This window comes from Methanosarcina sp. WH1, from assembly GCF_000970005.1.
Lineage (GTDB): Archaea > Halobacteriota > Methanosarcinia > Methanosarcinales > Methanosarcinaceae > Methanosarcina.
The window spans coordinates 2,257,067-2,275,253 of sequence record NZ_CP009504.1; the positions used below are offsets into that span (position 1 = coordinate 2,257,067).

The window sequence follows — 18,187 nt, forward strand, 5'->3', positions numbered from 1 at the left end:
CCAGGCATGAAGATAACAGACATCAATGTCATCGCAACTTTTAGGAGCTTCTATTGGTTCGATCCCTTTTATATACAAAACGAGATGCTTTTCAAAATGCTGATTGATAGTCTTTCCTATCAAAGCCCTACCCGCAAAGGAATTCCTCAAGGGCGTTAAAGATTCCAGCTTTGAGTATTCTGAATATATCAACCGGTTTATCCGGAACCATCAAAAATCAACCGATTTATCCGGAACCATCAAAAATCAACCGATTTATCCGGAACCATCAAAAAATAAGTAAAGGGAAAAAAGGCTGAGAAATTAAGGTTCATCATCCATTTTCCAGTTTATTCAGTTCCTGAATTCTTAATTCCACAACGTACATGGCATCTTCAAAGAGCTGCCTGTTGATTTCGATCCCGAAATATTTCTTGAGTTTTTCTTCAGGAGGCATTGTCGAACCTGCAGAGAGGTAGGAGATGTAGTTTTTGTTAAAGGTTTCCGGCCCTTCCCTGTACTGCTTGAAGAGGGCGAGAGTTATTGCCTTTGATATCGCATAGTTGAAAGTATAGTAGTTATTTGTCAGGTAGATGTGGTTAATGTAGGTCCATTCCGCAGAATCTTCAGCGTAATATTCTACTGAGTCACTCCTGTATTCTTTAGAGAGAGCTGTCCAGAGGGCATTGAGTTCTGCTCCATTGACAATTCCGTTTTCATTGCTTTTTTCAGCACAGAGCTGGTGGGCCTTATATTCGAATTCGGTGATCATTGGCTGGCGGGTAAAGTAGTTCTGGTATTCCCCTATATGCTGGGCAAGCACGGCAACTGCGGTTTCCTTATCCAAGTTTTCGACCACATAATCAACAAAGAGTTCTTCGTTGAAAGTGGATGGGACCTCCATTTCATATATCTGGCCTGTGCAGTAGAGATAATCCACGGAATTACCCATCAGATAGAAATTAATTCCGTGCCCGAGCTCATGAGTAAGAGTCTTCTGGTCACTGATAATGCCGTTGTAGTTCATAAAAATCAGAGCCGGAGCCTTCAGAGCAAAGAGCCCGTAACAGTAACCTCCGGGCTGTTTTCCGTTTTCAGGTGCAGGATATACGTCTATGAAATTTCCGGTTACTGTTTTTAAGAAAATTTCGTTGAAGCGGGGGTCCATCCCGGCATAGGATTTCTGGATCTCCTGTACAGCATCTATGTAAGTATAACTTTTAGCAGGTTGACCTTGACCTGTCAACTGTAGCATAAGGTCATACGGCCTGAGGGTCTCAAACCCTAGCTTTTTCTTCCTGAACTCATTATAAGCTTCAAATACGGCTTTTCTCTCCTTAAAAACCGTATTCATATCCTCAACCTGATTTTTTGTGAGATAAAGGTTGTACAGACTGGATTCGTAAGAGTCCGGGTAGTTTAGTTGGCCTGCAGCAAGGTCATCAAGTCGGGCTTTTTCCGAATAGAGAGAAGCCATTGAATCGGACTCATTTATCAGATGGTAAAACCTTTGATCATAACATCTTTTCCTGTTTTCCCGATTCTGGTCTGTTGAAAGCAGGATATTGTAAGACTGGGAATTTACTAAAAACTCTTCCCCGTTCTCAAGAGTTATACTTCCTGCCATGGTAACTTTATTGGTGATTTTTGAAAGAGCATCAGTCTCCAGTTTCATGCGCTGATTTTCGAGCTCTGCAAGATATACAGCCTGAGCTTCATCCGCTGGCCTGTGCTCTGCAAACCTCATATAGGTCGCTTCAAGATAAGCTCTGTATACCTCAAGTTTGGGTTCTTCGGAAAAGAGCCGATCCCAATCCCCCTTATTGAGTGAGGTCAGTTTCACGGTTGCAAAGGCGTTAACCTTTTTATATTCGGTAATCAGATCCTGAGTATCCGATAGAAGAGAAATGAAGAACTTATCATTCACATTCTTGGTGAGCTGAGTGTATGCATAGGTGTAGAGAATATCAATAGATCTTGAAAACTCTTTTTCAGCTTCCAGGTATCTGAGTAAAGCAGTCCCGGACAGGTTTTCAAATTCAGGACGATAAGTTTCGTTTATTTGTTCCGAACTCTTTTTTAATGCCCCGAGCTTTTCTAAGGCATCTTCCCTACTACTGAAAAGATAAGAATTGTTCCATTCTGTGGTAACTTCATCAAGGTTAAGCTCTTTAAACATGTGACTCTCTCCTGTGCTTATGGAAGACTTCTCTGCTTTTCCGGAAGTCCCACACCCTGAAAAGACTGTAAAAACCAATTAATACTCCGGGATAACTGAACCGCTTAATTAACTTTTGTCCCATAAAACCGCTACCCTCCGGTTACTATTAGCCTACTACTATTAGCCTATTACTGAAAACACATACATCTGACTGCGAATATATCGAGACTAACGAATATGAACCTGCTGTTTAAAAAATATTCTCATAAAATCCGTTTAAGAGCCCGGTTAAGAGATATCTGGATGGTATAAAATAAGTGTATAGTAAAGTAAGTTACTCTATAATACACTAAACAAAGCTTTAAGTACGAATTAGTATATAATAAAGTAAGTTACTCAACAGTATACTAATCAAGAGATAACCCTGAAAAGGCAGTAAAATATGTTCATAAACCGCAAGCAAGAACTTGAAATCCTGAAAAATACCCTCCAGAGCCCGCGTGCAGAGTTCTTTGTCCTTTACGGCAGGCGCAGGGTTGGGAAAACCGAGCTTATGAAGCAGATCTTAAAAGAAAGAGCTGATGCAATCTACTTTGTGGGAAGGCTTGAAGCACCTTATGATATGCTCGATAGACTTTCCTCAATCACTGCCAAAAAGCTAAGAGACGAGAGGCTTGCACGTTTTCCTTTCAGAAGCGTGGACGAAGCTTTCCACTATTTTTCGGAGAAACAGGAACTTGTACTTATCCTCGATGAATTCCCTTATATGGCCAGTACGGAAAGCTCCATATCTTCAGTTTTGCAGGACTACTGGGATCATAAAATCAAAAGCACAAAGAGCAAGATCTTTGTCTGCGGCTCTTCGATTGCAATGATGGAGAAACAGTTTTTCAACTACTCTTCTCCCCTCTACGGCAGGCGAACAAAACAACTCAACCTGCTACCCTTGAAATTCCTGAGCCTGAAGGACTTCTTTCCAGGCTCTGGCCTGAAAGACCTGATTGAAATTTACGCTGTGTTCGGCGGCACACCTGCTTACCTGCTTGAATATGAAGGTAATATTTTCGAAACCATAAAAATCAGGATTTTGCAAAAGGAAGAGTTTCTTTACAAAGACGCTGAATTCATCCTCAGGGAAGAACTCAGGGAACCCAGGTATTATTTTTCGATCATTCGCTCAATTGCCTTTGGGAACGCCACTTCCGGAAAAATCATAAACGACACAGGCCTTTCAAAAGGCGTGGTCGGCAAATACCTTCAGGTGCTTCAGGACCTGGACATCATCGAAAGGATCATCCCTGTAACCGAGAGCATAAAGTCCAGAAGTGGAATCTACAAAATAAAGGACAACTACTTCAGGTTCTACTTCAGGTTTGTTTTCCCAAACCTCGAACATGTCGAACTCGGAGAACAGGATTTTGTCCTGGACAAAATCAAAAGCGAATTTCCTCGATATCTCGGCCCCGCATTTGAAACCATCATGTTTGAAATCCTGAGGGAACACAGAAACCTGCTTCCAATGGAGTTCGAAAAAATGGGAAGCTGGTGGAAAGCCGGAGAAGAAATAGACCTTGTGGCAGTAAATGAAAAAGCAGATGAAATTCTTTTTGGGGAGGTAAAGTACACCACCAGAAAAATGGGTTTTAAGGTCTTAAACGATCTGAAAAAGAAATCTAAAAAAGTTAAATGGGGATCTGAAAACAGGAAAGAGCACTATCTACTGGTCAGTTTAAGCGGGTTTGATGAAGATTTGATTGAACTGGCTACTGCTGAAAAAATTACTTTGATTGATGGAAATCAGCTTGAAAAAGTTGTTTTTCAGTGAAAAAAGAAACATATGCCAGTTATGTGAACTACCCATAATTTAAATGACGGGCTTCCTGCTTCACGGCTCTCTGTTGAAAATTTTCATTTCCTCTAATTGAATCCTCAGCACTGAACTTCAAAAAGGATGAATTCATTAATTAGTGAGCTATTTTGAGAATAAAACGACAGGAAAAAGGTTTATTCTCGTTTTCAAAGGAATTGGAATTGATTGATACCTCTTTTTCAGAGTGCTTTTTATCAGTATTTATCAAAATCTATCAAAATCTATCAAAATTTATCAAAATCTATCAAAATCTATCAAAATCTATCAAAATCTATCAAAAAGTCATCAAACAAATCTTAAAATTTTGTTAGTATTTTCGCACCATTTCTTCCTGCCATTCAGTTTCCGGCCACCCTCCAAAGCCTCTATGCATATTTATTTCATCAAGATAATTCAGTACCTCTTTCGCCGAAAAACCAAGATCCTTTAGTACGCATCCGAGAACTGTGCCTGTCCTGCCTATGCCTCCCATGCAATGGACAACAATCCCTTCTCCTTCATCCATCTTTGCATTTATAGCAGCAGCAGCCTGCCTGATAAGCCGCTCCTCTCTTTCAGGGTCCTCCGGTCCATAACCAAAATAAAGGTCTTCTAATTCTGCAGAGAACAGCACTTTGAGAGGATAGGGGTCGTAATTAACCTCGGAACTGCTAAGACAGACTACGTTTGAAAAACCGGCTTCACCAATTTTCTCCCAGGGGGTAGACTCCCGTGGACGAGACATGCCAGCAAGAAGAACAGGCTCTTTAAGTACGACATAGAAATTCAGTGGGATTCGGACACCTTCTATTGAAGGCATCTCTCTTGGACTCAACAAAGAGGGCATCATGCTAAGAGTATGGGAAGCAGGAGATATAAATTCATCAATTGATTTGTGGGAGCTGGAAGGTTGAAGAATAAATTCTAAGGTAAAATAATTCTGCAAAATAAGAGCACAAATACAGCCTGAAGTGACCTTTTCCGGCTTAAAAATTAGATTATGTTGAAAAAAAGAAGGCTGGAAAAGAGTTTATTTTCATTTTCAAGAGGGGGGATTGAGATTTTCAAGTTTTTTTATAAGAGTTATCTCTCCAGTAGTAAAGTCAAAATTTAATTATTTCCGATCTATAACAAGAAACTTTCTTCGGCCTAGTTTTGCTGAAGCTAACACTTGAATGGATTTGTGAACGAGACTAAGTCAGCAATAATCAGCTTCTTTTTTAGTTCACATGAATTTTAACCAACGTGTAACCGAGCGGGCGGCCCATCAGCATACCCCATCCTTTGGTTGGGGTGGCCACCCGCAATTTGATTTTGGAAGCTCAACAGGTTAAAGGTCGCAAGAAGCAACGTCTTCCAGACATTATCAATAGGTCTTTTGTCTTCCTCAACAAAATATTCCATCGCCACATCTTCATGGCCCATCCGTCTCAGAACAATTCGGACCTTTTCACGGCATTCTTCCAGATCCTTAAACGTAGAAGATACAAATATACGGGCCATTTTATAAACTCCCCATCACCACAAACTATATAATTAGGTAATGCCTAACTAACTGCACTGATCAAGATATGACTGAGAAAAAAGAGCATTTGTTTATAGTCTTTGAAAACCTGGCCAAAATCAAAAGCGAGTGCTCTTGTGAGATATTCTCTGAATGCGGGTTATCGGATATCACTGTAAAACAAATTGGATATCTGAGAGTCATAGATGAACATGGGGAAGTGACATTTAGCAAGCTTGCTAAAATCACCAGAAACTCAAAGCCAACCATCACAGAGATGGTCAACAAATTCTTAAAAATGGAATGCGTGTACAAAGAAAAGTCCTCGGATGACGGAAGAATTTTTTACATTCGCCTGACTGAAAAAGGACGGAGAATAGCTCGTGCCGAAGAAAACGCTTTGTTGAAAGTCATTGAAAAAATGGCAGATTCTCTGGACGAGAAAGAAATTGACACGCTTATCAACCTTCTGGAAAAGGTATGGTAATTTTTTTGGCCGGTAAAAAAGTTAGGTAAATTCAAACTAAATAATTGAAATAACCGAAACAACTGAGAAAACAACTTTATAAAAATGAGACGATTGACAATGTATCCAGAACAAACCGATGATTACAGAGAGAGCATAGTAATGCCGCTTTTTGAGGTAGTGGTCTACCCGAAAAGCCGGGCAAAATTCCTTGCTGATAAAGTCACCGGAGAAATACTCTTAAATGACATGAAAAACGCCGAATCTGTATATGCCATCGGGCTGACAGTAAAGAGTGGTACAAAACCTTCAGACCTGTCAGAAGATAATCTGTATAAAACAGGAAACCTGCTTAAAATCACATACGTACAGCCTGCTGATGAGGGATATCTGGTTATTGCCAAGGCTGTCCAGAAGGTAGAGGCAGAATCTGTTTGCCAGAAGAACGGCCTGTTCTATGCCACATATGAGCCTGTCATGGACCTTCAGGATCTTGATGAAGATGTTCAGGCAGAAATGATAGAAAATGTAAAAACAATAATTAATGAGATAAGCAGCCGTTTTCAGGGTTCTGAGAAGTTTACCCGGCCAATAGAAAAGATGGGTTCCATTGACCAGATAATGGGACATGTCATGCCATTCATGCCGATAGATCTTGCAGAGAAACAGGCCCTTCTGGAAACTGTTTCTGTCAGGGAACGGTATCTGACGTTTCTTGATATTCTGATTAAGCACAAAGAGAATATCAATTTCCAGATGGAAATAGCAAAAAAAGTTACAGACAAGATCAGCAAATCACATAGAGAAGCGATGCTCCGGGAGCAGCTGAAGGTAATCCAGGAAGAACTCAACGAAAATGAAGATTCCATTTCAGGAGAAGGAGGATACCGGGAAAGAATCGAGAATTCGAAGATGCCTGATGAGGTCAGAAAGAAAGCGCTCTCAGAGCTAAAGAAACTCGAAACCGGAGGCAGCCATAATCCTGAAAGCCCTGTTATCCGAAACTATCTGGACCTCATGCTTGACCTTCCCTGGGTAACGGAAGAGAAAAAGAACATCGATATTGCCGAAGCCCGCCGTGTGCTTGAGAACAACCATAACGGGCTTGAAAAAGTCAAGGAACGAATAATCCAGCACCTGGCAGTAATGAAATTAAAAAAGGAGAAACAGGGCTCGATCCTGCTCTTCCTGGGACCTCCCGGCACCGGCAAAACGAGCCTTGGAAAAAGCATTGCAGATGCCCTTGGCAGGGAATACGTCCGTGTCAGCCTTGGAGGTGTCAAAGATGAATCCGAGATAAGGGGGCACCGCCGGACATATGTAGGGGCTCTGCCCGGAAGGATTATACAGGGCATGAAAAAAGCAGGTACTAAAAACCCGGTCTTTATCCTCGATGAAGTAGATAAGCTTTCAACTTCCTACGCAGGAGATCCTTCAAGTGCCCTTCTGGAAGTCCTCGACCCCGAACAGAACAGCAGCTTCTCAGACCACTACCTTGAAGTTCCATATGACCTGTCCGAGGTGCTGTTCATTGCCACTGCTAACTCCCTGGCAACAATCCCGGCGCCGCTTCTCGACAGAATGGAGTTAATAGAGATTTCGAGCTACACGAAAAACGAGAAGTTTGCAATTGCAAAAGACCACCTGCTCCCCAGTACCCTGGAAGAACACGGTCTTGATACGGATAAACTCAAAATTGAAGATGAAACCCTGAAAGTGATCATCGAAAAATACACCCGAGAAGCAGGAGTCAGGCAGCTCCAAAAACAGCTTGCAAAGACTGCAAGGTTTGTTTCTGAGAAGATTGTTTCAGGCAAGGCTGACCTGCCTTACGTGGTAAAACCGGAGATGCTAAAGGAGATCATCGGAAAAGAGATGGTCAGGCAGGAAGAAGCCAGAAAAGAAAATGTTCCCGGCGTGGTCACCGGACTTGCCTGGACCCCTGTAGGAGGAGATATCCTCTTCATCGAAGGCACTTTCATGCCAGGAAAAGGAAAACTTACACTTACCGGCCAGCTCGGGGATGTGATGAAAGAATCTGCGCAGATCTCTTTGAGCCTTGTGAGGTCCAGGCTTTCAAACACTGCAAATAGCTTTAACTTCACTTCAAGCGATATTCATATCCACGTACCTTCAGGTGCAACTCCAAAAGATGGCCCATCCGCAGGTGTGACCCTCTTTACTGCCCTCACATCCCTGATAACCGGCAAAGCAGTTGACCCAAAAATTGCCATGACAGGGGAAATCACGTTGAGTGGTGCAGTAATGCCTGTGGGCGGCATAAAGGAGAAAATCCTGGCAGCCCACAGGGCAGGCATAAAGAAAGTAATCCTGCCAAAAGAAAACGAGAGAGACCTTGAGGACGTGCCCGAAGACGTCAGAAACGAACTTAAATTCGTACCGGTAGAGACCATTGAGGAAGTCTTGAAAGAGGCACTTGACATGGATCTTCACGGGCCGATGCTGTCGTTTGCAGAAAATGGGTTTACGACTACGCAGAATGTTTAAAGATTGAAAGGTGCAGAAATAAGTACTGGATGGGGTTTCAGGCCTGCCAGAGCCATGAAATACCTCATTCCTCCATCTGTATCCCCCACCTCAACTTGAGTTAAAAAACTCCTAAAATCAAACTCAAGTCTTATCGTGGAGAGATCTGTTTGTAACAATTCACGTTTTAGAAGATTTCCAATTTAGATTTCCAATTTCCGAAAAATGAAGCAAGGAAATTGCTCAATCTAGATTTCCAATTTCCGAAAAATGAAGCAAGGAAATTGCTCAATCCTCAGCCAGCTTCACCAAATCCGTGAAGAGCTGTGAAAAAATTCAAAGCTGTCCACCACTTCAGGAGAAAGCCCCAGTCCTTTAAATATCTCCCTGAAAACCTTCCGGTATTCCTCTTCAGGTATTTCGTCCCCACTGCTTCCTGGGGGCATTAAGATTTCGAGCCTTACTTTTCCCTGGGCATCGAGTTCAACTATATACTTGTTCTCATTATCATAAGTCACTACCTTCGCCTTCGGAACGAAGTACTTTACGGAACCCAGCCGCTTCCCGTCCTTTAAAAAGACTTCTGTGGGGTATGCATTAATACCCAAACTGGATTCGTAACTGGAATCATCTCTGTTTTCTATAAGATTAGCATATACAGCCGGGAAATCAGGAGATTCGTTCACCTGTATTTTAGCATCCCAGGTCTGGTTTTGTGCAGCTTTTTTCAGAGCTTCAAGATACTTTTCCGAAGCTTTTTCATCCAGGCCGAAGAGAAGGCCAAATTTTTCAAGCATCCAGACATCCTGCGGAAATTCTGATAGCTGTAAGGGAGAATCAGGGTCGGTGTGGTTGAGGTTCGAGAGGGCTACACAGGTTTCAGTCACGGCTTTTTGTCCTTCTTCCAGTCCGTTTTTCGGTATTTCTTCGCAGATGAAGACCATAAGCTCGGAGTTCTCGTCATAGTTAAGCCTGATGTTCTCCACAAGAGCGGCACCTCCGAACCTTTCCCGGACCTCCGGGACATCCCCGGGCTCAAAACCCGAAAAATTTCCGGGCCAGGGCCAGGAACCTTCCACTTCATAGCCTGCGTTCTCAGCTTTCGTAAGTACGGAACTGTAATCAAAAGGCCCGATGTCAACTTCCTCGGAATAGTACCAGGAACTGTCAACAAAACCCATCAATAAAAAAGGGCTGAAGAAATAAAATACAAGAAGGACGGGAATGACCAATAATAGTATCATTATAGCTTTTTGCTTATTCATGAAACCCTCAACTCCAGGAAAAAAAAATCAATAAACAGGAGAAGCTGTTAGTATTCCGAATTATATTTCTAATCTTAAAAAGCTCAGAGCTGATAACTCAGAGCTTTTAATAACATCAGATTAGAGACATTAACATAGTAAATAAATAATTTGTATTTGGGGCTTATTTGAAAAATTAAATATTACCAGAGAAAAAAAAAATGGCGGTTATGCAGTCTCCCTATCAAAAGATGACTTCAAAGAAGGCAGCCTGCCTGCCCCCAGGAGCCTGATCCGTACAAATAAAATATTCACTGCCGACATATATATTATTTTTATTTTTTACCAGAGTGGTTCATTAAAACCAGATAAGGTCAGGGAAGTTGAGAAAAAGCTTGCTGAAATATTTACAAAATAACTTCTTCCTCGGGTCACTTCTCCTTTTCCTTTATCTCTTCATTTCATATTTCATAAAACAAAATACTTTTCTTTATTTTCCAGAAGTCCTCTTTGTGCAATGGATTCAGAAAACCCTATTATATCGGGGAAAATAAGCCATTCGTGCAAGCTCCCGCTTTCTTCAAAGAATCGTAGAAACTACCTTATTACTGAGTATTTAAGACGATTCTTGAAAGAAATATTTATATAATATAAGTAGGAAATAGGATTCTGATTTCCGTTGATTAAGAATTGTATATTGGAATAAGCGTTCGACAAAAAATACTGCAACAACGGAGGCTTGAAGTTGTACTTAAAATGAAAGTCGAGTTGAGCACGCAAAAAATTAAGGCTTTGTCATCTCTGGCAAAGCAAAGAACTTGATTCATTTTTCTTGTCAGGGAGGTACATAATGTTAACTGTTGAAACAAGCGATATCAAAGGGATAACGAGCTTTACCACATATGATGGTGGCGAACTGAATGAGTGTAAGCTTAAAGATTACAATTTGATTATCACAAAATATGGGGATTTTGTTCCACAGTACGGAAATCCCGGAGTTAGAACAAAGCAATTAAAAGTTTTGTCTTTTCATAAAAACGGGGAAATTAAAAGCATTTCTTTAGAGCAGCAAACTGAAGTAAGCACATCAATAGGAATATTTCCGGCTGAACTGGTCACTTTCTTTGAAGATGGCTCGATCAATAGTTTGTTCCCATTAAACGGGCAAATCAGCGGTTTCTGGTCGGAAGAAGAAGAAGGTGCACTGGCACAGAAATATGATTTTTCCTTTCCGTTTGGTAACTTTAGTGCAAAGATAATCGGTTTGCGATTTTATCCTGACGGAAAAGTCAGAAGCCTGATCCTGTGGCCAACCGAAAGAATCACAATTGACACCCCGGCAGGAAAAATACCAGTCCGAACAGGATTTAAGCTTTTTGAAGATGACAGCATAGAATCCGTAGAACCGGCAGTTCCGGTCCCTGTTGAAACTCCTATTGGTTTGATCAATGCATATGATGCGAATGCACTGGGTATAGATGCGGATAAAAACTCCCTGAGCTTTGGCATAAACGGCAGATTAACTTCTCTTGCTACCTTTGACATCATTATGGCCAGAAAAAGCAATGGAGAAAAGAAAGTCATTTTCCCAAAGCTAAAACCGGGTCTGATGGAAGAATATGAAAGGGTGCCGATTAAATTGCTCTTTGGCGATGATACCGTAACCATTGATGACGGTATGAAAGTAACCAACTACAGGATATCTGAATCTATGTTCAAAATAACAGGCGGCGACTATAAGGAAGCAACAACCTGCGGCGATTGTTCCAAATGTAAGGGTTGTATGTAACCCGATTATAACTTCATTTGCAACACATAATATCTGTAAATAGATTTATTGTGGAAAATTTTTGCACGGCTGCCCGTGAAAAAATCAAGCAGCACCTCCAATGCCTCTCCTCTGCAAAACAACCCATGCTCCCAGAACCAGAGCTCCGGAACCGAGAGCAATGGTTCCAAGTACAGGGATCTTATCCGCCCATTCAAGGGAAATAAACCACATGCCAACAGCCCCAAGCGTAAAATAGCTAAAGATCAGCAGCGAAGAAGCTGAACCTGCGTCCCGGTCGACCTGTTCCAGCACAAGATTGTTACTTGGAGGACGGCTCAGACCCAGGGAAAATGTGATAAGGAACATCGGGAGCGCAAAGCTCCAGGGGCCGTGCTTTCCGGTGAGAAGAAGAAAAACTCCGCCCAGGAAAATTCCTGCAAACCCTACCGTCATCAGGTGCTTTGACCGAATACTTCTTGTCAGCCGGAGGCAGGAGAAGGAGCCGATCATCAGAGCCATGGCGTTGAAGGCAAAGAAGTAGCTATATTTCTGCTCATTCATGCCAAACTCGTTAATGTAGATGTCAGAAGAGCCTGCAATGAAACTGTACAGGGGAAAAAGGCTTGCCGACATGACCAGTACCATGACTATGTAGGAAGGGTTGAGCAGCAACCGGCTGTAGGTGTGCATTATCCGGGAAAGAGGTGTATCGGATACCTTAGGAAGAGTTTCCGGAAAGCGAAGAACCCCGATAAATCCGATTAAGCCCATAACTGCCTGAATGAAGAAGATCCAGGGCCAGGAGAAATCTGCAAGGACCCAGCCGCCAAGGACCGGAGCAATCATCGGAGCAAGAGCCATTATAACCGCTATGTAAGCCAGAATCCTTTCCCGCTCGTGGCCGGAGAAAATGTCTTTAGTCATGGCCATAGAGATGGAAGAACTGGCAGCAGCCCCTGCAGCTTGCAGTATTCGCAAACCTATCAGCATGGTAGCACTGGACGCAAAGGCGCAGAGCAGGCTTGCCACTATGTATACCACAAGCCCGAAAAGGAGGGGCTTGCGGCGGCCAAACCTATCGGAAATCGGGCCGTAGAAGAGCAGGAAAAAACCATAAGTCACAAAGAAGCAGACAAGGGTCAGGTTAATCACCGACAGAGAAACGTTCCAGGTATCGGCAAGGGATGGTATGGCCGGTAAGATCATGTCCGTGGAAAGAGGGGGAAAGGCCGTAAGAAGGGCCAGAAGTGGCAAGGTTCCTTTCAGATTTCGCTTCAAATTTCCTCCGGAACTATTTACCTTATTAATTGTAGTATCTATTTTACCAGTTCTTTTTTGCTGAGAAGCCATAATAGGATCCTTTTTTCGATTTTATCATTTTTCAGGTGTTTATCAGTTTTTAAGTGATTATTGTAGCTGTTGTAAATTGGGAAGATGATTGCATGTGTAACTAATCTGGATGGTTCTCGAAGGAAGAGAGTTGTATATAACAGTTGCGAAAGTAAAGATCAGTATCAATAAATTTTAAAAACAATCTTGCTTTAAACCAAAGAAGCTTAAAGGAGTCCTTGAACCCCCCCAGACGAAAACAACTCATGAAGCCCAGGAAAGAGAACTCAGAGAGGTTTTTGGAAGAAAATGGAGCTATTCCGGTTACCCTGATAGGGTTTTCCTGGAGGGCAATGCTCAGTTTTATCCTTACAGTCCACTACCCTCAATTCGTAAAAAAACGAATTCTAATCGGAAGCAGCCCCTTCGAAGAAAAGTATGCCGCAAACATAATGAATACACGGATGAAGCCAGCGAGTTTAAGGAGCAGTGGTAAGCTCCCGGAACTCGGGAAGAATATCCTGTGCCCGGTAGTTGTAATTCACAGGGACTAGGACCCCCACCCGTTCGAAGATCCGTCCATAAGGAATAAAATGGTGGTTTTGGGAAAACAAAAAGACCAAAATGAAAAAAAATAAGAGATAAAAGCCACCAGGTAAAAACGACTCGTGATGCCTGTAAGAAACTAACATGTATTAAATGAAATAATACTCTCAGTCCGGGGGACATTCCTTCAATATTTTCCTCTCTTAATTGCGTTGTCAGTTTTTGGGTCGCTTTTTATCTGGCTGACGGCTGTTCCAAACCCCATGCGGCGCAGGAAGAAAAAAAATAGATTTCCTACCTAACTACGGAATAGATACAAAATAGTTAATGAAGAGCCACCAATATTTTCTATTCTCGTTTTTCTCCCCCTGTGATACAAATATCAGGGCAGAAAGCGTTTCTGACCGATTTCTTTATATATGGAAATGGTGTGTATAGTGGCGCCATTAACTAGTTAGTATCCGCTAATTTCTGAGAATAACTGGCCGATTTCCGGTCACATTTTTGACTATCAGGAGCCTGTGGCTGTCGGCAGATGGGATGGGGCCCCAGTCCGGAAACCCAGGAGGCTCAGAGATTTTTGATATATGCAAAGAGAAGGTACTGGAAGAGCTAAACCTGCGGCAGTTTAAAACTGTGCAGAAACACCTAAAAGCCTTTCACATTCATTGATTATGGAACAAGCTCACCTGAGCATCCGGAAGATAAAGACCTGAGATTGCCTGAGGGCATCAGGACAAAGCAAAATAAAACTACATAAAACGAAATATACTTCGGAGGAATTACTTGGCAAGAAAGAAAGTACAAAGAAAGCTTGACGGATGGAAATCCAAGGAATGGTATAATATTGAAGCCCCGGTTTACTTAAACAGGGCTATTGTCGGAAACACGATGGCAGGAGACCCTTCTCTGCTTTTAGGCCGCAATGTTGAAACTACAGTTGGGGAACTCACTAACGATATGACCAAGAACAACACAAAGGTCATTCTCAGGATCAACAACGTCGTAGGAGACATTGCAACTACCGACCTCATGGGCCATGAACTCACAACCGACTATATTCGCTCAATCGTTAAGAGGCAGACTTCCAGAATCGACGCCAATGTCGATGTTAAAACCAAAGACGGCTACATTATCCGCGTAAAGCCTACCTGCTTCACCATCAAGAGGGCACGCTCAAGCCAGATGAAAGCCATCAGGGAAATGATGGTCGAGATCGTCAAGAGGCGCGCAGCAGAATCCGATTTTGAGACTTTCATGCAGGAAGCAATCCTTGGCAGGCTCTCAGCAGCCATTTACAGGCAGGCCAAGTTCATCTACCCGCTCCGCAGAGTCGAGATCAGAAAGACCGAAGTCGAAAAAATACCCGCAGCTGCACCTGCACCTGCAGCAGCATAATTTCTTTTTGATTCAAAACTGGTTGTCCATGAACATGCGACCTGTATTATATATTTTTTCCAATATATAATATATTTAATGTGCAAAAAGCTAATTAGAAGATATTTCTGCCGCCCTGCGGCAGAGCCTTCTGTAACCGTAAAAATCCTTTTTTCTGATATTCGTACTGAAAAAGAGAGCTTTGACTGCTCTTTTTCGTCCAGGTACAATTCCACAGACAACAAACAATTTTTTATATTTCAAAATCCGATTAATCCTCCATGTCTGCCCTCTGGTCTGCATCCCACACCCTCGGAACAAAAGAGAAGGTTTTTTCCTGGCGGATAGATAGCCGGGGGAACATTTTTGTAAAAAGGAAGTTCAGGAACGACTGTTTCCCCAGGATTGATAAAATTAGCTGCAGTCACCTGGACAAACTCCAAAGCTTCATGCAGGACAGGGAATGGAAAGACCTGGCAAACGATGCAGCAAAGCTGTATCTGGGAACTGAAAAAGATGGCATAGGTAAATTCCTGTACAGACTCAGGCCAGAGGTTCCTTATGCCCAGCTCTCAAGCCAGTTAGCAGCTATTTTTTACCACTCCGAAGTATGGGAATGGAATGAGCAAAAAAGGGGCATGAAGTTTCTACTGCTCCCTGGCAACTGGCAGGAGAGGACAATGCAATATTACAGGAGTTCGCTGGCTCCGGAAAATGAAGACAATTTTAGAGATGATATTTCGGAAAGTGGCGCGAAGGTAGAAAAGGTACAGGAACAGGAAGAACTACAAGAAGCCCTACAAAAAGAAGCAGTCCAGAAAATTAAACAGACAAAACTTTCGGCTTTTTTCGGGTTTTAAGAAAAACATCAGTGAATTGTGGTTTTGGGCCTCTTTTACCCATAATATTAGTACATATTTAGATATATAATATCAATCAAATACAAACTGACCACCAATATAAGTGAAACCAAATTTAACTCTAAAGCGGGGTAGTTCACCGTAAACTCCAGAAATACCATTAACTATGTCCAGGCGAAAAAGGCAGGTTGGTTAAAGCCTATGATAAAAGCAGGCTGTTCTTTTTTTCACAATGGAAAACGCGGCACTATTGGCGCTATAATCTCGCTCAAAGGAGTGCTTTACATGATTACGGTTTCCCATATATTCCGGGAGAAAGATGACCATCTAACAGTTAATGGAATGAAACTTGTTGTTACCAGAACTTTGAAAGACCATAATTTAGCCCTGATAGAGCTTCCTCCCGGCACTAAGGTTGAAACCACCGAATTTGGCAGTCCGGAAGAGCTTGAGCTGGCTGAGCTTGTCAATGACACCCATACTATCCATTACTGCAGGGTGGTTAATTCAGGGGCTTCACTGCTTTTCCTGGGCTTTCAGTGCCATGATATGCCGGAGCCGGAGGATAGCGGCTCTCCTATCGTGCAGGGAGGAAAGGTAATAGGGATAATGTCCTCGACAACACTGGACACCTGCATGGGAATGGCGGTTTCATCTAAAATTCTCCGCAGCCTAGAAGTAGAAAGACACTAAGATACTGAATATTAATTTCACATTCGATTTTACTTCAGATTTATCTTAACTTAATTTCCTCTGCAGATAAAAAGCAATCGGAAAACCAACAATCGTAGGAATCCAGAAAGAAAAGACCCTGTATCCGAGCACGACAACAACAGCAACTGAGGCCGGCACTCCAAGTCCGGTATACAGAGCAGCCATCGTACTCTCTACAACCCCGACTCCCCCCGGAATTACAAAAGCCATTTTACCGAAGAGTAAAGGGAGTCCGTATCCTATAAGCAGAACTTCGAACCCTACCGGATGCCCGGCGGCTATAAAGAAAAAGTAGAGTGTCAGTGCATCAAGAACTATGGAAAAGGCTGCCAACAATGCCGGGAGCTGCCAACCCCCATTGTGAAGCATGTCAAGGGCTGCAAAGAGCCTGCTTATAGAGTTTTCAGTTGAAGTGGGGGTGTAAGGCTTGCGTTGAAGTCTTGAAAATGAAGCCGCTATTCTCAAAGCTACGGCTGTAAAATCAGATCTGTGGTTTTTTCCCCAGCTTACGGCCACAATGCCAAGGATCAGTACTGTAAGGATCAGGAGAAAGGCGTAAAACTGCATAGTTGAGAGTTCGTGAACTAAGATCAGGTGGACTATTCCGGCTGCTGCCAGTATTGTTAAAATTGTATTATTGAATATGGTGGGCAGTGTACCTGCAAGCCCTGAGCCTTCTGCACTCACTCCCGATTTTCGGACCCAGCGGTAAGTAGCTGCTGCATTTCCTAAAGTGCCCCCTGCCAGCATCCCCATGCTGGCAGCAGCAAGGGTTATGCAAGCTCCCTCTAAGACGGAGAGGCGCTGGTCTACGATTTTCAGAATTGAATTTATGAGGTACCCGTATCCGATGTAGCTTATAATCTCGGCAAAAGCAGCGAGCAGTACAGCCCATAGAGCCATTGTCTTGATTACCTGAAGAGATGATTCGACTGAAGCAAGCTGTGGAAGGATCAGGTGAACAGCCAGTCCCAGGAAAATAAGGGTTGGAAGGTAACGGCTCACCTTCAGGACAAAGGGTGGAGGTAAAACCAGGATTTTATGGTTTCTATCTTTATCTTCCGGCACCTGCAAATCTTCCTGCCCGTTAATCTCCATATATAATCCTCTGAACCTGGTATCCGTTTTCATCTTATTTTGTATATTCTGCCAGAACCTTTGACATTAATAGGACAAGAGCCTGTGATATATAAGATAAATTCGATGAATTAAGGATGTAATTATTTCATGCGATGAAGTAAGTATGGAACTGTTTCCTGTAAATCATCACAGCCTTTAATTATTATTAATGAGAATTCTTTTCCATGTTAGAGACTTTTTACCTTCTTTTCCCTCTTGTTTATGCTGCCCTTAACGCAGCCTCATTTGCCCTGTATGGGATGGACAAATATAAAGCAAGAAGGAAAATGTGGCGAATCTCGGAAAAAACCCTGCTGGCTATTTCCCTTTTCGGGCCGATCGGCGCATGGCTGGGAATGACGCAGTTCAGGCATAAGACCCAGAAGCCCCTATTCAGGTACTCTGTGCCGGTTTTTGTTGGAATTCACCTTCTTCTGATGCTCTGGATGGACCTGTAAATCTACAGCAACCTGTAACGCTTTTTATACCTGGATTCTGTTAAAGTCGTCTGTTAAGAGCATAAATTGATTATAAAAGGTATAAAAGTCGTAAACATCATGGAATAACCGAAACCGCATATAAAAGCTGGACATACGGTGTCACATTAATTCTTTTTTTTGTAAAATGTTTTTTATAGTATTTTCTTCATAAGATAAGAGGTATCACAGTTTTCATTCCTTGTCCTGGATGAGGGTGCACTCTGGCGATTGGCTTTGGGAACTGCAGATAAATTGGGGACTGAGAAATAAAGATAGCCGGGGAATAAAGATATCTTATACTA

General features: G+C 42.5%; 15 protein-coding genes. 9 read left to right on the plus strand and 6 right to left on the minus strand.

Translation table 11 applies throughout. The features are described 5' to 3' along the window. Positions 1–313 precede the first annotated feature (313 nt). Positions 314–2,158: a M3 family oligoendopeptidase gene (locus tag MSWH1_RS09850; RefSeq protein ID WP_048130388.1), complete on the minus strand. Its 1,845-nt coding sequence runs from the start codon at positions 2,156–2,158 to the stop codon at positions 314–316. Positions 2,159–2,582: 424 nt separating this feature from the next. Between MSWH1_RS09850 and MSWH1_RS09855 the strand changes: the two genes are divergently transcribed. Continuing rightward, on the plus strand, positions 2,583–3,965 hold the full coding sequence (locus MSWH1_RS09855; protein ID WP_048128112.1) for an ATP-binding protein: 1,383 nt from the start codon (positions 2,583–2,585) through the stop codon (positions 3,963–3,965). A gap of 352 nt (positions 3,966–4,317) precedes the next feature. Here MSWH1_RS09855 and MSWH1_RS09860 read toward each other — a convergent pair whose 3' ends face one another. Both MSWH1_RS09860 and MSWH1_RS09865 read right to left on the minus strand, forming a co-directional pair. After that, complete coding sequence (locus MSWH1_RS09860; RefSeq protein WP_231585646.1) at positions 4,318–4,809, minus strand: hypothetical protein; 492 nt, start codon at positions 4,807–4,809, stop codon at positions 4,318–4,320. 416 nt (positions 4,810–5,225) lie between these two features. After that, positions 5,226–5,492, minus strand: coding sequence for a DUF4062 domain-containing protein (locus MSWH1_RS09865; protein WP_048128114.1), 267 nt, complete (start codon positions 5,490–5,492; stop codon positions 5,226–5,228). Positions 5,493–5,560: 68 nt separating this feature from the next. Here MSWH1_RS09865 and MSWH1_RS09870 point away from each other — a divergent pair, with 68 nt between their 5' ends. Together MSWH1_RS09870 and lon are read left to right on the plus strand one after the other, a co-directional pair. Continuing rightward, positions 5,561–5,980, plus strand: coding sequence for a MarR family winged helix-turn-helix transcriptional regulator (locus MSWH1_RS09870; protein ID WP_048128115.1), 420 nt, complete (start codon positions 5,561–5,563; stop codon positions 5,978–5,980). Between the two features lie 99 nt (positions 5,981–6,079). Continuing rightward, positions 6,080–8,467, plus strand: a complete 2,388-nt coding sequence (gene lon, locus MSWH1_RS09875) for an endopeptidase La (protein ID WP_048128117.1) — start codon at positions 6,080–6,082, stop codon at positions 8,465–8,467. A gap of 284 nt (positions 8,468–8,751) precedes the next feature. On the opposite strand, the gene MSWH1_RS09880 is transcribed toward lon, so the two are convergent. Continuing rightward, positions 8,752–9,711, minus strand: coding sequence for a hypothetical protein (locus MSWH1_RS09880; RefSeq protein WP_048128119.1), 960 nt, complete (start codon positions 9,709–9,711; stop codon positions 8,752–8,754). An 829-nt stretch (positions 9,712–10,540) separates the two neighbouring features. On the opposite strand from MSWH1_RS09880, the gene MSWH1_RS09885 reads away from it, so the two are divergent. Then, complete coding sequence (locus MSWH1_RS09885; RefSeq protein WP_048128121.1) at positions 10,541–11,479, plus strand: hypothetical protein; 939 nt, start codon at positions 10,541–10,543, stop codon at positions 11,477–11,479. 84 nt (positions 11,480–11,563) lie between these two features. Here the strand turns inward: MSWH1_RS09885 and MSWH1_RS09890 are convergent, their stop codons facing one another. After that, positions 11,564–12,739 carry a multidrug effflux MFS transporter gene (locus tag MSWH1_RS09890; protein WP_231591724.1) on the minus strand — a complete coding sequence of 392 codons (1,176 nt, stop codon included), beginning with the start codon at positions 12,737–12,739 and terminating at the stop codon, positions 11,564–11,566. Positions 12,740–13,089: 350 nt separating this feature from the next. On the opposite strand from MSWH1_RS09890, the gene MSWH1_RS09895 reads away from it, so the two are divergent. The 4 genes from MSWH1_RS09895 (at position 13,090) to MSWH1_RS09910 (ending at position 16,266) form a co-directional block, all read left to right on the plus strand. Beyond that, entirely contained in the window at positions 13,090–13,344 is a 255-nt protein-coding gene (locus MSWH1_RS09895; protein WP_156151196.1) for an alpha/beta fold hydrolase, read from the plus strand. A 778-nt stretch (positions 13,345–14,122) separates the two neighbouring features. Continuing rightward, a complete protein-coding gene (locus MSWH1_RS09900; RefSeq protein ID WP_048128128.1) occupies positions 14,123–14,734 on the plus strand; it encodes a 30S ribosomal protein S3ae in 612 nt (203 codons plus the stop codon). Between the two features lie 260 nt (positions 14,735–14,994). Then, the gene (locus tag MSWH1_RS09905; RefSeq protein WP_048128129.1) at positions 14,995–15,573 is read left to right on the plus strand and encodes a hypothetical protein; all 579 of its coding nucleotides are present in this window, start codon (positions 14,995–14,997) and stop codon (positions 15,571–15,573) included. A 201-nt stretch (positions 15,574–15,774) separates the two neighbouring features. Continuing rightward, the gene (locus MSWH1_RS09910; RefSeq protein ID WP_048128131.1) at positions 15,775–16,266 is read left to right on the plus strand and encodes a hypothetical protein; all 492 of its coding nucleotides are present in this window, start codon (positions 15,775–15,777) and stop codon (positions 16,264–16,266) included. A gap of 45 nt (positions 16,267–16,311) precedes the next feature. Here MSWH1_RS09910 and MSWH1_RS09915 read toward each other — a convergent pair whose 3' ends face one another. Then, positions 16,312–17,385 (minus strand): YbhN family protein, encoded by a 1,074-nt coding sequence (locus MSWH1_RS09915; protein WP_048128133.1) that lies wholly within the window; start codon positions 17,383–17,385, stop codon positions 16,312–16,314. Between the two features lie 206 nt (positions 17,386–17,591). Here MSWH1_RS09915 and MSWH1_RS09920 point away from each other — a divergent pair, with 206 nt between their 5' ends. Next, positions 17,592–17,864, plus strand: coding sequence for a DUF1294 domain-containing protein (locus MSWH1_RS09920; RefSeq protein WP_048128135.1), 273 nt, complete (start codon positions 17,592–17,594; stop codon positions 17,862–17,864). Positions 17,865–18,187 lie beyond the last annotated feature (323 nt).

What these genes read in the sequence shown, in the direction of transcription:
- MSWH1_RS09850 (WP_048130388.1), bottom strand. Translation starts at nt 2,158, where the DNA reads ATGTTTAAAGAGCTTAACCTTGATGAAGTTACCACAGAATGGAACAAT.
- MSWH1_RS09855 (WP_048128112.1), top strand. Translation starts at nt 2,583, where the DNA reads ATGTTCATAAACCGCAAGCAAGAACTTGAAATCCTGAAAAATACCCTC.
- MSWH1_RS09860 (WP_231585646.1), bottom strand. Translation starts at nt 4,809, where the DNA reads ATGCCTTCAATAGAAGGTGTCCGAATCCCACTGAATTTCTATGTCGTA.
- MSWH1_RS09865 (WP_048128114.1), bottom strand. Translation starts at nt 5,492, where the DNA reads ATGGCCCGTATATTTGTATCTTCTACGTTTAAGGATCTGGAAGAATGC.
- MSWH1_RS09870 (WP_048128115.1), top strand. Translation starts at nt 5,561, where the DNA reads ATGACTGAGAAAAAAGAGCATTTGTTTATAGTCTTTGAAAACCTGGCC.
- lon (WP_048128117.1), top strand. Translation starts at nt 6,080, where the DNA reads ATGTATCCAGAACAAACCGATGATTACAGAGAGAGCATAGTAATGCCG.
- MSWH1_RS09880 (WP_048128119.1), bottom strand. Translation starts at nt 9,711, where the DNA reads ATGAATAAGCAAAAAGCTATAATGATACTATTATTGGTCATTCCCGTC.
- MSWH1_RS09885 (WP_048128121.1), top strand. Translation starts at nt 10,541, where the DNA reads ATGTTAACTGTTGAAACAAGCGATATCAAAGGGATAACGAGCTTTACC.
- MSWH1_RS09905 (WP_048128129.1), top strand. Translation starts at nt 14,995, where the DNA reads ATGTCTGCCCTCTGGTCTGCATCCCACACCCTCGGAACAAAAGAGAAG.
- MSWH1_RS09910 (WP_048128131.1), top strand. Translation starts at nt 15,775, where the DNA reads ATGATAAAAGCAGGCTGTTCTTTTTTTCACAATGGAAAACGCGGCACT.
- MSWH1_RS09915 (WP_048128133.1), bottom strand. Translation starts at nt 17,385, where the DNA reads ATGGAGATTAACGGGCAGGAAGATTTGCAGGTGCCGGAAGATAAAGAT.
- MSWH1_RS09920 (WP_048128135.1), top strand. Translation starts at nt 17,592, where the DNA reads ATGTTAGAGACTTTTTACCTTCTTTTCCCTCTTGTTTATGCTGCCCTT.